Source organism: Megasphaera sp. An286 (genome assembly GCF_002163455.1).
Lineage (GTDB): Bacteria > Bacillota > Negativicutes > Veillonellales > Megasphaeraceae > Megasphaera > Megasphaera stantonii.
Genome location: NZ_NFIY01000031.1, coordinates 1 through 13,437, shown reverse-complemented (window position 1 = coordinate 13,437; position 13,437 = coordinate 1). Strand labels below are relative to the sequence as shown.

Annotated in this window: 10 protein-coding genes; 7 read left to right on the top strand and 3 right to left on the bottom strand. The window is 49.7% G+C overall.

Features of this window, described 5'->3' with window-relative positions; all coding sequences use genetic code 11:
* Positions 1-76 precede the first annotated feature (76 nt).
* A complete protein-coding gene (locus B5F80_RS10720; protein ID WP_087478815.1) occupies positions 77-499 on the top strand; it encodes a hypothetical protein in 423 nt (140 codons plus the stop codon).
* A gap of 80 nt (positions 500-579) precedes the next feature.
* Here B5F80_RS10720 and B5F80_RS10715 read toward each other — a convergent pair whose 3' ends face one another.
* From B5F80_RS10715 to putP, 3 genes are all read right to left on the bottom strand, one after another.
* Entirely contained in the window at positions 580-1,128 is a 549-nt protein-coding gene (locus B5F80_RS10715) for a cupin domain-containing protein (protein ID WP_087478814.1), read from the bottom strand.
* Positions 1,129-1,193: 65 nt separating this feature from the next.
* Complete coding sequence (locus tag B5F80_RS10710) at positions 1,194-2,945, bottom strand: SWIM zinc finger family protein (RefSeq protein WP_087478813.1); 1,752 nt, start codon at positions 2,943-2,945, stop codon at positions 1,194-1,196.
* Positions 2,946-3,043: 98 nt separating this feature from the next.
* Positions 3,044-4,549 (bottom strand): sodium/proline symporter PutP, encoded by a 1,506-nt coding sequence (gene putP, locus B5F80_RS10705; RefSeq protein WP_087478812.1) that lies wholly within the window; start codon positions 4,547-4,549, stop codon positions 3,044-3,046.
* 284 nt (positions 4,550-4,833) lie between these two features.
* On the opposite strand from putP, the gene B5F80_RS10700 reads away from it, so the two are divergent.
* The 6 genes from B5F80_RS10700 to B5F80_RS10675 all read left to right on the top strand — a co-directional run bounded on the left by B5F80_RS10700 (position 4,834) and on the right by B5F80_RS10675 (position 13,045).
* Positions 4,834-6,705, top strand: coding sequence for an ABC-F family ATP-binding cassette domain-containing protein (locus tag B5F80_RS10700; protein ID WP_087478811.1), 1,872 nt, complete (start codon positions 4,834-4,836; stop codon positions 6,703-6,705).
* A 236-nt stretch (positions 6,706-6,941) separates the two neighbouring features.
* Positions 6,942-8,402, top strand: coding sequence for a [FeFe] hydrogenase, group A (locus B5F80_RS10695; protein WP_087478810.1), 1,461 nt, complete (start codon positions 6,942-6,944; stop codon positions 8,400-8,402).
* 313 nt (positions 8,403-8,715) lie between these two features.
* Positions 8,716-10,029, top strand: coding sequence for an S-layer homology domain-containing protein (locus tag B5F80_RS10690; protein ID WP_087478809.1), 1,314 nt, complete (start codon positions 8,716-8,718; stop codon positions 10,027-10,029).
* Between the two features lie 347 nt (positions 10,030-10,376).
* A complete protein-coding gene (locus tag B5F80_RS10685; RefSeq protein ID WP_087478808.1) occupies positions 10,377-11,702 on the top strand; it encodes an S-layer homology domain-containing protein in 1,326 nt (441 codons plus the stop codon).
* 835 nt (positions 11,703-12,537) lie between these two features.
* Complete coding sequence (locus B5F80_RS10680) at positions 12,538-12,792, top strand: type II toxin-antitoxin system prevent-host-death family antitoxin (RefSeq protein ID WP_087478807.1); 255 nt, start codon at positions 12,538-12,540, stop codon at positions 12,790-12,792.
* Positions 12,785-13,045, top strand: a complete 261-nt coding sequence (locus B5F80_RS10675; RefSeq protein ID WP_087478806.1) for a Txe/YoeB family addiction module toxin — start codon at positions 12,785-12,787, stop codon at positions 13,043-13,045. Before B5F80_RS10680 ends, B5F80_RS10675 begins: the two co-directional genes overlap by 8 nt.
* The last annotated feature ends 392 nt before the right edge of the window (positions 13,046-13,437 follow it).

Here is a 13,437-nt window from a genome sequence, read left to right as displayed (position 1 = left end):
TGGGCTACCATACGCCGTCAGAGCTATTTGATGCATTCCTCGATGAAGTTTATGCTAGTGAGTGTGTTTCCTGATTATGGTTGTTCAAATTCAACTTGCAATTTACCGATATTTTCTGTTGCTGCTGGGACGGGAAATGAGCTGGGGCAGAATTTTCTTTCAGACAGGAATGGATCAGCATGGCCCGACCTTCATTGCGATGAATGCCATCCCGGGACATCAATACATTCATGGCGGCATATCCATTTATACGGCGGCTCTATTAGTATCGCTGATTTGGCTGGTGCCATGGAAGAAGCTTTTTCATGAGTTGCCCTTTCCCAAGCTGGGATTTGTCATTTTAGTTTTATCCGCTATTTTGGCGGCATGCGGCGATAAAGGCCTGCTTTTCCACTCCCACTTGGACGGCAATATAGAAGAACTGGCCGAGCTTCTGGCCTATATGCTGCAGGGCGGATTTGCCGCTTGGTATTACAAGCAATTTAAAATGTTGAAATAGCGTTAACGGGCAAAAAATATTCAAAAAATGAACGCCGTACATCCGATGTGTGATGTACGGCGTTGTTGTCGTATATGAGGTTAAAATGACGGCGGAGAAACGGCGAAGATGACGACGGCTGGTTCTTCGCCTACGTTTTGCCAGGTATGCTTCGTTTCGCTTTTGATGCGCACGCTGTCGCCGGCATAGAGGACGCAGGTTTCGAAATTCAGGGTCAGCTCGACGGTGCCGGCCTGGACGAGAGCGACTTCTTCTCCCTTATGGGCCAGCGGTTCCTGGCAGCTCTTGGCCTTAGGCGGCAAGGTAAGCTGCATCATTTCGATGGTGCCGTTCATGTCCGGCGTCAGGACTTCGTAATGAATGCCTTGGTCGATGAGCTGACGGCGGTTTTCCTTGCGGACGACGTCGCTTTGGATGTCGGGGCTGTCCAAAAAGAATCGGTATAGCGGCTCGTCCAAGGCGATGGACAAGAGGCGAATCGTATTCAGCGACGGCGACGCTTGCCCTCGCTCTATCTGGCTGAGCATGGACGACGTGATTTGCGACGCTTCAGCCAGTTCCTTTATCGTCAGGCCGCGGGCCAGGCGGTAGCTTTTTATTTTTTGACCTAATTGCAGTGATAAATCCATGACAGGCTCCTTTCTGTATTGATACTAGCAGACGAAGGCCTTCTTCGTCAACTATGCGGGCCGTCTCAGGTCAGCTTATCCAGCTCTTCCATCATGGCCCGGCGCCGCTTGTACTGCTGCCGCCATTGACTGACGAGGGCCTGTACGAAGGGCGGCCCGCCGGGAAGGCGTTTCATCTTGCGCAGAATCCGTACGATTTTGACGTAGCTCGGACGGCCAAGGCCTTGGACGGCAATCTCTGTGACGATGTGTTCGTAAAGCTGAAGGAGCTCGTCGGGAAAATTCTCTTTGAGGATGGATTCGTATTGCTGTACTTCCGACAGGCGGCAATGCTTTTGGACGTGGCAAAGGAGGCGGTCGTAGAGCTTTTCTTCGGCGTATAGTTGGCCGGCGTAGGGATTGGTTCCCCAGCTGGTCAGGATTTTTTCCCGTTGTTCCCGCCATTCCTCCGGCTTATACTGACTTTTTAATTCCCTGTACAAATCGATGTTGGCGACGTGGATAGTCAGGGCTAAATCCCACAGCATTTGGAGGTAGCGTTCCTGATTTCCTGTCTTTTTGTATAACTCCTTGAGTTTTTCGCAGCATTCGCGGGCGATGTACGACGGCGTGCTGTCGGCGGCGTAGGCTTGCTCCAAGACGGAAATCGCATTGGCGTCGTCTTGCTGCCATTCGTAAAATTCACTCAGCAGCAAGCAGACGCTGCCGTACTGTTTGTATTGGGCAATATAAGCTGCTTGTTCCTCGGCAGGACAGCCTTTTTGCTCCATCAGAAGGACATGGGTTTTTATTTTTTGCGGCAAGATGACGTTTTCAAAATCTGTCTGCCGGGCAGCTTTTTGTACTTCCTTATCGGTCAAGGCCAGCTTTTTGTCTAAAAAGTCCGGGCCGGGGAACTGCTGCAGGATAAACTGCATGGCACAGTCCTGGGCCAGCTCATACCATAGGCCGTCCTTATGGGTGTAATCGAGCTGCCGGGCTGCCCAGTCGAAGATGCGGAGCTGGTTTTCTGCCGTGCAGTAGGGAAGCAGCTTGCCGATGATTTGATAGCAGAAATCGAACAAGCACCACAGCCCGCCGTCGGAGTCGTCCATATCCGTAGCTTGCAGCTGCGACAGGGTATAATCTACCGTTTTGAAAATACCGTCTGCCGTAGCAGCGGATATACGCTGGTCCAGGGACGATAAAAAAGAGTACAGCTCTCCTGTAAAATAACTGGCCTGTTCATAATCTATATAGTCATCCCAGCCGGCGTCGGCGAAAATGCGGTCGATTTCCCGTCTCCATTCTTTCAGCAGGCCCTTGGTCATGACGTTTTGCGTGAGCATGCGGAACCGGTTCTGCAGGGCCGGATCTTTTTCTAAGATGGAGTATAAAAAGGCGCGGACCGTCAAGTCGTCGGCGTTGTGTATAAGTTCAGCGAGGATGGTTTCCTTGTCCGGCTTGCAGGTCATTCCGGGGAAATCAGGCAGAACGTCGGTTTTCCAGTCGTCTAAGACATCATCTTCTTCCTCTTCGCTTCCCCATTCCGGTTCATCGGGCTTTGCTGACAATGTGAGGTCCTCTGTTTCCTGACAGGCGAACAAGACGGCGGCCATGTGCTTGCAGTTATTGTCGTCAGCCGCGTAAGGGCAGGTGCAGGACATCGCCTCAATGATCCCGTCTTTTATATCGATTTCAACGTTATAGTCTTCCGTTCCCAAGACGACAGCTGTTATTTGCGTGTCTGTAATTTTGAGATCCTCGACGGCGGCATCGCGGTAATACTCTGCTCCGCGATGCAGTATATGCGGTTTAAATAAGAGTTCCCAGTCCATTGTATGCCCTCCTCCTGCGCATAGTTGTACATAATAGTCTGATTTGAAGATATATCAAAACGTTGCCGTCAGGCGAGAGGGCAACGTTTTGCAGAATCTTATCGTTCATCACCTTTTAAGATGGTGATTTTTTGTTTAAAATGAATGGCTTCGTCAAATTCTTTGAGCATTTCCGGGCTTGGTTCCTTGTCCATCTTGCTGACGACGTAGATGGCGATGAGGGAGAAAATGAATCCCGGTACGATTTCGTACAGTCCCAGCCAGCCGAATTGCTTCCAAATGAGGACGGTCAGGCCGCCGACGATGATGCCGGCCAGAGCGCCGTTTTTCGTCATGCGCCGCCAGTACAGGGACAGGAGAATCGTCGGGCCGAAGGCTGCGCCGAAGCCTGCCCAGGCATAGGCGACCATGGTAAGGATATAGCTGTTTGGATTCAGGGCCAGGATGATGGCCAGGGCCGAGACGACGAGAACGGTGATGCGGCTGACGAGGATCAATTCCTTGTCGCTGGCGTTCTTACGGATAAAGGTATGGTAGAAGTCTTTGGAAATGGCCGACGCCGTGACGAGAAGCTGAGACGACGCCGTACTCATGATAGCCGCCAGTACGGCCGATAAAATCAAGCCGGTGACGAAGGGCGAGAAGAGCATCTGGCTCATGACCAGGAAGACCTTTTCCGTATCGGCGCCGGTCAGCGGGTCGATCAGAACGACCTTGCCGACGAGGCCGACGAGAACGGCCGCGGCCAGGGAAATGACGACCCAGGTCATAGCGATGTGCTTCGATTTCTTCAATTCATCGGGGTTGCCGATAGCCATGAAGCGGACGAGGATGTGAGGCTGGCCGAAGTAGCCTACGCCCCAGGCCAGGGATGAAATGATGCCGATAATGCCTGCCGTGCTCGAGTCGGGCACCATATCCAGCAGCTGCGGCGCATCGGCAGCGATGCGGGTCATCGTTTCGACGGGGCCGCCGACGACGATCATGCCGACGAGGGGCACGAGGACGATGGCCAGGAACATCATGCAGCCCTGGATGAAGTCAGTCCAGCAGACAGCCATAAAACCGCCCAGAAAGGTGTATACGACGACGACGCCGGCGCTGAGGAGCAGGGCCGAGAAATAATCCATGCCGAAGACCGTTTCAAACAGCTTCCCGCCGGATACGAAGCCCGACGACGTATAAATCAGGAAGAAGATGAGGATAAATACGGCCGAAATGATGCGGATCAGGTTCTGGTCGTCGTGGAAGCGGTTTTTTAAGTAGTCCGGCATAGTCAGGCTGTTGTTGGCGATTTCCGTGTAATTGCGCAGGCGCTGTGAAATATAATGCCAGTTTAAATAGGTGCCGATGGCGATGCCGATGGCGATCCACGACGCGGATACACCTGTAGAGTAGGCCAGGCCCGGAACGCCCATGAGCATCCAGCCGCTCATGTCGGACGCTTCGGCGCTCATGGACGTAATCCACGGACCGAGGCTGCGGCCGCCGAGGATGTAGTCGCTCAGGTGCCGCTGGGAGCGCGAGTAATATACGCCAATGAGCAGCATTGCCAGCAGGTAAATAGCAAATGCCGTAATTACGGACACATTAGATTCTAGCATGAAATAATTCCTCCCCCTGCTCAAACAGGCCGAACGGACGTATCGGCAGACCTGCTCGAGCGATTGTCTTGTAATAGCATTCTGTATATAAATAAAATAATGGTTTCATTGTACTGTACTTTTGCCCGGCAGGCAAGGGTTTTATCGTGATAAAGTGGAAAAAATTATTAAATGTATTTATAATAATAGAATCTAAGTACATTTTTGAAGAATTTGCCCATGCGGAGGCCGCAGTCCGGCGGAACGCATGTCAATACCTGCATACAGAGAAATGGGAGACACTTATGAATATACTGACGTTAGACAAAGTAAAAAAATCATACGGCCTGCGCGTCCTCTTCGACGACGTGACCTTTGCCGTCGACGGCGGGCAGAAATTGGGCCTTATCGGCTTAAACGGCGCCGGCAAGACGACGCTGCTGAAAATTATCGCCGGCCTGGCCGAAGCTGACAGCGGGGATATCTGGAAAAATCAGAAGGCCCGCATTCATTTCCTGCCGCAGGAACCGCAGTTTCTGCCGGGCCGCACGGTGCTGGAAAGCGTGCTGGACGGCGACCTGCCGGTCATGCAGCTCCTGCGCCGCTATGAAGAAGCGGTCCAGCGCGGCGACGACGAGGGCGTCGTCAAGCTGACCGAAGAAATGGATGCGAGCCATGCCTGGGAGCTGGAGCAGCACGCCAAGGTCATTTTGCAGAAACTGGGTATCGACGACCTGACGCAGCGCGTCGACGAGCTGTCGGGAGGGCAGCGCAAGCGGCTGGGGCTGGCCCGGGCCTTGATCATGCCCTGCGATCTTCTCATCATGGACGAACCGACGAACCATTTGGATGACAAGACGATTGTGTGGCTGGAGGAATACCTCAGGGACAGCAAGGCGGCGCTTATTGTCAGTACGCATGACCGGTATTTTCTCGATACGGTTGTCGATTCCATGATTGAACTCGACAGGGGCCATGTGTATACGTATGAAGGAAACTATGCGGCCTATTTGGAACTACGGCAGGCCCGGCTGGAACAGGAAGAAGCGTCGGCAGAGAAGCGGCGCAACCTCATACGGCGCGAGACGGCCTGGATCCGCCGGGGCGCTCAGGCCCGCTCGACGAAGCAGAAGGCCCGCCGCGACCGATACGAGCAGCTCTGCGCCATTGAAGACGGCAAGCCTGTGGAAAACGTAGAAATCTTCGATACGTCCGTACGGCTCGGAAAGACTATATTAGATGTTGACGGCGTGGCTTTTGCCTATCCGGGGCAGGAGGCGTTGTTCAGCGGCGTGACGTATCACGTTGTCAAGCACGACCGCATCGGCATTATCGGCGAAAACGGCGTAGGGAAATCGACGATGCTGAAAGTGCTGTCCGGCGAGCTGCAGCCTACGGCGGGAACGCTGACTATCGGCCAGACCGTCCGCTTCGGCTTCTTTACGCAGCAGCTGCCGGAGTTCGACGAATCCATGCGGGTTATCGACTACATCCAGGAGCGCGGCCATTTCGTGACCAACCAGTTTGGCCAGCGCATATCGGCGACGCGCCTGCTGGAGCAGTTTCTCTTTTCCGACGAGATGCAGTATACCTATATTTATAAACTCAGCGGCGGCGAGCGTCGGCGCCTTTATTTGCTGCGCCTGCTCATGGAGCAGCCCAACGTCCTCCTTCTGGACGAACCGACCAATGATTTGGACATACCGACCCTTACGGTGCTGGAACGCTATCTTGACACCTATCAGGGCGTCGTCCTCGTCGTATCCCACGACCGCTATTTTCTGGACCGCGTAGCCGATAAGCTGTTCATCATCGAAAACGGGACGTGGAAACGATATTACGGCGATTACAGCGACTATCTGGCCGAAACCCTTGCCGTCCGCGATGAGAAAGAAGAGGTGAAAAAAACGACGGCTGCGGCGCAGTCAAAGGGCGAACCGGCTCCGGCTGCCCGCAAAGTTGGCTTGACGGCCCGGCAGGAGGAAGAGCTCCGGCGTATTTTGGAGGAATTGCCGCAGTATGAAGGATTACTAAAAGGCATCAATGCGGCCATCGCAGCGGCCGGGAGCGATTACGAACAGGTTGAATCGCTCTTAAAAGAGCAGCAGGAGACGCAGCGGAAGGTCGACGAGCTGACGGAACGATGGTGCGAGCTGGAAGACTTGAAAGCAGAGTAAAAATATAAACATATAGGCAGGGATGACATGGTATTTTTCGTATCTGCGATAGTTTGAGCATTCATTCTTAATTATGCAAAATCAGCATAAAATTCATGTAAAAATCAGTAAATAAAATACGGCAAAGCAATGGAAATCAATTCTCTGTTTATGTTATTCTATAGGTAACGAAAAAAGTTTGTGATAAATGATTACATAGTTTGCATGTAAATATTTTTTACAAAAAGGAGAAGAAGATGTCTGTATTCCGTTCCAGATTCAAAGAACTTCAGCGGCGCGTTCCCATAGATGAACACAACTGCGCCGTTCAATTTGACGAAACTAAGTGTAAAAATTGCACATTGTGCCGCCGAGCCTGCGCCAACACGCAGAGCATCATGGACTATTACAGTTTGGCAAGTACGGGCGATATGCCGATTTGCGTCCATTGCGGTCAGTGCGCTTCGGCTTGTCCCTTTGACGCTATTACGGAAGTAAACGACGTAGAAAAAGTAAAAGCAGCAATTCAGAATCCCGATAAAATCGTCATTTTCCAAACGGCTCCGGCTGTCCGCGTCGGCCTTGGCGAATCCTTCGGCATGGAGCCGGGAACCTTCGTCGAAGGCAAGATGGTCGCGGCCCTGCGGGCTCTTGGCGGCGATTACGTATTCGATACGGACTTCGGCGCTGACCTGACGATTATGGAAGAAGCGACGGAGCTGCTCCACCGCCTCCAGTCCGAAGAAATCCCTATCCCGCAGTTTACGAGCTGCTGCCCAGCTTGGGTGGAATTCGCTGAAATTTTCTATCCCGATCTCCTTCCGCATTTATCCTCGACGAAAAGTCCTATCAGTATTTTGAGCCCGGTCATCAAGACCTTCTTTGCGCAAAAGAAAGATATTGATCCGAGCAAGATCGTCAACGTCTGCGTTACGCCCTGCACGGCGAAAAAAGCGGAAATTCTTCGTCCCGAATTCAACAGCTCATCCATTTTCTGGGATGTCCCGGAAATGCGCGACACCGATATCTGTATTACGACGCGTGAATTGGCGAACTGGATTAAAGAAGAAAATATCGACTTCGCTGCCTTGGAAGACAGCAAGTTCGACACCGCTTTCGGCGAATCGTCCGGCGGCGGCAAGATTTTCGGCAACTCCGGCGGCGTTATGGAAGCAGCTATCCGCACGGCGTACCACCTGTTTACAGGCCGTCCGGCTCCGAAGGATTTCATTCCCTTTGAAGAAGTCCGCGGCCAGGAAGGCGTTAAAAAAGCCAGCGTCGCTTTTGGCCACTTCGTCCTTCACGTCGCCTCTATCAGCGGCTTGGCTAATGCCCGTGCGTTTATAGACGATCTCATCAAGAACAACGATTTCGAAAACTATTCCTTTATCGAAGTCATGGCCTGCCCCGGCGGCTGCATCGGCGGCGGCGGACAGCCTAAGGTCAAACTGCCTCAGGTGAAAAAAGTCAATGAAGCCCGTATTGCCTCGCTGTATAAATCGGATGAAGAAACGGATATCAAAGCCAGCTGGCAGAATCCGGAAATCGAAGAATTGTACAAGCTTTTCCTTGACGAACCGTTGTCGGAAATGGCCGAATGGGCCCTTCATACCTACTTCAGCGATAAGTCCGATCAGCTGGGTAAGATGAAGAACCTGACGCCGGAAACGAACCCCATGTCTACGCGATTCAAACCGACGGTACATCAGCCGTTGTAATAGACCCATCATAGTTGCATAGAGACGTAAGACCAGCCTGACGTGTGCGGGCTGGTCTTTTTTGCATGCGAACAATATAAATGATAAAATGAATCAATGTCTATTGACTTATGAGAATTATTCTTGTATAATTTGGTTGTCACCAAGGTAATGAAAATGCATACATGCCTTGCATATTGCCGGAGTCTATCGTTTTCACAAGAGTAAAAGAGAGGAAACTAGGCGCACTCGTCACTGAAATTGCTGAGAACGATACCCATCTGACAAATGTAAAAAAAAGAAAACATATTTCATTTGGAAGGGGTAATTCATCATGAAATCAAAAGTATTTGCATCCTTAGCGGCCGTTATGGCAGTTAGCGCGACTTGCGCCTTTGCGGCCAATCCCTTTGTTGACGTACCGACAGATAGCTGGGCCTACAAATCGGTCGTAGAATTAGCTGACGCCGGCGTCATTCAGGGCGTCGACGGCCAGTACTTCCAGGGCCAGCGCAGCATTACCCGTTATGAAGCGGCGGAAATGGTAGCTAAAGCGATGGCTCATATGGATAAGGCGTCGGTGGAACAGCGGGCCCTTATCAACAAGCTTGCCGATGAATATGCCGACGAGCTGAACAACCTCGGCGTCCGCGTGTCGAATCTAGAAAACCGCGTCGGCAATATTAAATTCAGCGGCGACGCCCGCGTTCGCTTCCAGCACAGCAGTGATGCCGGCTTGAAAAATGATGATGCCTGGGATTACCGTATTCGCCTCCGCGGCGTAGCCCAGGTCAATGACCGTACGACGGCGACAGTGGGCATCAGTACAGGTGACGTAAGCTTTGGCGGCAACGGCGCGGCCAGTGAAAATGCCGACGTATTTGCCGATGACATCAAAATCGATTACAATTTCGGCAGCCCGAACTGGAATTTGAGCTTGGGTCGTACTGATACGTACGTCCTCGGCGGCGAGAACGCCTATGGCTACCAATACGGCGACGTATTTGACCGGGCCGAATTGAAATACCAGAACGATTCCTTTGCCGTAACGGCTGGCTATGGTAAATTTAAAGAAGGCGATATTGCCGGCGGCGAAAACGAAGACGGCGTGACGCTGGACGGCGTGAAGACCGGTTACGGTGAAATCGAAGGCTTTTTCGGCAATGGCTCGTCTGTCGGTGTATACTATAACCAGTTTTCCACGGCCGGCGGCGATCGGACAGCTGCCGATTACTTTGACGTTGACGACCTTTGGGGTGCATATGCCAGTGTAAATATCGGTTCGAAATGGAATCTTTTAGCAAACTACGAAAGCATCAGCCGTGATGCCTCGGGCGACAGCGTCAGCGATCCGAAGGTCTGGATTGGAAAGGTTACCTATGGATCGGTCAGCGAAGAACAGAAAGGCTCTTGGGATGCCTGGTTAGAATATATCGACGCGGAAAAAGGAGCACTTATTGGCGGGGCGACGAACTCCTGGCGCGACGACAGTGTTCTCAAGGGCGTTACCTCGTGGGGCGTCGGATTTGATTATGCCGTAGGCAAAAACGTAGTGTTGACAGTAGGACAAACCTTTGGTACGAATGGCAAGAATGGCGAACCAGACCCCGATGAATTTACAGATGTAGAGGTAAACTTCTTCTTCTAAGAGACAAACATACCTGTTGTATTTTACGTAAAATATAGGAAAAGAAACGGAAAAAACTTCGTAACAAGTATGTAAAAAAACGGCTATAAACCGCATGGATAAGCGATTTATAGCCGTTTTGACGTACTAGCAGACTTTCGTTATACTAGATTACGAAAAGAGCGGTGCCGGGAATGAATCCTGGGCAGGCGTCTCTTTGTAAAAGAGCGGAATAGAAAGACAAGAAAAGGCAGTAAAAGAGAGGAAACCAGGACGACTCGCCAATGAACCCTTTTCTTTTCTCCTAAAGACGCTCGCATGTAACGAGATAGGAAGAGTACTTAACTTTAAGAAAAGAGGTTTTTCAAATGAAATCCAAAGTATTAGCATCTGTAGCAGCTCTGATGGCCGTAGGCGCGACCTGCGCCTTTGCGGCCAATCCCTTCGTCGACGTACCGACAGACAGCTGGGCCTACAAATCCGTAGTAGAATTAGCTGATGCCGGCATCATTCAAGGCGTCGATGGCCAGTATTTCCAGGGCCAGCGCAACATTACCCGTTACGAAGCTGCTGAAATGGTAGCCAAAGCCATGGCTCACATGGACCGCGCAACAGTTGAACAGCGGGCTCTTATCAACAAATTGGCTGACGAATACGCTGACGAATTGAACAACCTCGGCGTCCGCGTATCGAATCTCGAAAACAAAGTCGGCAATATCAAATTTACCGGCGACGCTCGTCTCCGGTATCGTTATCAAAATGCTGTGGAAGGGCACAAAGGAACAGAAAATGATAAGTCTTGGGACTACCGTATTCGTCTCCGCGGCAAGGCGCAGATCAATGACCGCATGACTGCAACCTTAGGTCTCAGCACGGACAGCCAGAGCTTTGGCGACAATGGCGCAGCCAGCGATACCAATATTTTTGCTGATGACATTAAAGTGGACTACAATACGAAATCCTTTGGCCTTAGCCTCGGCCGGACAGATAAATATAAAATCGGCGGCCCTCGCGCATACGGCTATATCTACGGCGATGTGTTCGACCGTGCCGAAATGCAGTTCCGCGGCGATAAATTTGCTGTAACAGCCGGTTATGGTAAATTTAAAATGAAAGATATGTCGGGAACGTTTGATAAGGACGACAATGCAATAATGGACGGCGTAAAGACTGGCTATGCAGAAATCGAAGGCTTCTTCGGCAACGGCTCGGCTGCCGGTGTATACTACAATGACTTTACTGTAGGCGGCGGTTCTGTCGATAATGATTCTTTCGACGGCGATGATCTTTGGGGCGCCTATGCCAGCATAAACTTCGGTTCCAAATGGAATTTCTTAGCTAACTATGAAAATGTCAGCCTTACAAAGAAAGACGATGTTACAAATGACGATAGTGCTGATTTATGGGTTGGCAGACTGACGTATGGCAAGGCCAATATGTCGGCTCCCAAATCCTGGGATATTTGGGTTGAATATATTGATGCAGAATCTGGTGTATGGCTCGATGGATCGACTGATTCGTGGAGATTTGCAGACCAGATGGACAATATCACCTCTTGGGGCGCCGGCGTGGACTACATCTTTGCTAAAAACGCAAAATTCAGCGTTATGCAGTCCTTTGCTACAGAAGCTAAAGACGGAGATATGACAGATCCGGAAGAACAAACCCGCGCAGAATTTGTATTTGCATTCTAATTCCATTGAATCTATATACACGATACACGGAGACCGCTCAACTACGGGCGGTCTTCTTTTGTATGAAACTTCAGTTAAATAAGATAAATAGCCCGAGAATATCTGTTTTAGTCTTGCCTTTTCTGAATTTCCTGTTATACTAAAGACAGGCAATAATGAAATCGCGAGTTGCCATGACGCACAAACCCCTCCATAGCTGGTACCTATGGAGGGGTTTTAACGTTTATTATATGCCGAACGCTGACGGCCAGTCTGGTTGCTTATCCTTTCCTATCCAAGCATGCCGCCCCTTCTTCCTGTTGCAGAAGTTTCAGGAAGTACAAGCAACGCGTTTAGTATATCATAGACGGATTCGCATTGTCTGTAGGCGAAGCTAGCGGCATTTCATTTTTAACTAAATTTTAATCTATATATTCTTGACAATTATAGTACATGTTTTTTGTGCAATAGGCCATAAGAGGCATTATATCGCATAACGGCAGACGGTGAACTTGCCCCCAGTAAAGATTGAGGGTGATGCCTATGAACGAAACAAACGTAACGTTATTGTTGTTAATCGTTCTAGTAGGATTGTTAAAAGACGCATCAAAAAGTAACCGTTTTTAGTTTTCCCCAAGCTAAAAACGGTTACTCTTTTGTGGCTACATATGGGGACTATACCGTTAGCTGGTATAATGCCTCGTTTTTCATATTTATTATAGCTATATAGCTGAAAAATAGAGTAAGTCAATCGGATGTTTTTAGCCCAAGTAATTTTCATTGTCTTTTTATTTACGAGCATTCTTGTTAAAATGTACATAATATTGTACAACAAATAGTACAAGGAGGGATTGCGATGTTGGCTGTAAATTATTCTACGATTCGAGGAAAATTGAAAGACTATTGTGACAAAGCGACTGATCATGGCGAAACGATTATCGTGACCAGGAAAGAAGAAAAAAACGTCGTGTTGATGAGTTTGGAAAAATATAATGAGTTGATGCGAGCCGTTCGTAACGCAGAATATTTAGGTATGATTGATCGTGGTATTGAACAGCTTTCCCAAGGAAAAGGACAGCAGCATGAATTAATCGAGGTGGACGATGAATAAGTTGTGGTCGGACAGAGCTTGGGATGATTATTTATATTGGCAGATGCAAGATAAGAAAACTTTGAAGCGCATTAACGACTTGATTAAAGATATTGAGCGAAATGGAGTGGCTTATGGAATTGGAAAAACGGAACCATTGAAATATCGGCCTGTATGGAGTAGGCGGATTGATATGAAAAATCGTCTCATATATAACATAGATGAAAAAGGCAGTCTTTGGATTATTGTCTGTCGGGGGCACTATGAGGACTAATGCGCTATATCAAAAAAATGTGCTGCTAGTATATTATTGTCAGTGGAAAATGAATAAAAGTTTACAGGATTTTGACAAAAAGTAAATTTTGCGTTACAATATAGGCAAAGCTGAAGTACGCTTTAGGCGTAGGTGCAGCTAAATAGAGCGCATATCTGTTGAGTTTTAAGGCAGTAAAAGAGAGGAAACTAGGACAACTCGCCAATGACCCCTTAAAACGAACGATATATGGCTCGACTGTAACGTAAATTATCGTTTTATATTTTGGAAAAGAGGTCATTTAACAATGAAAGCAAAAGTATTAGCAGCATTGGCAGCAACGATGGCAGTAAGCGCAACGTGTGCATTCGCAGCTAACCCGTTTGTCGACGTACCGACGGACAGCTGGGCAT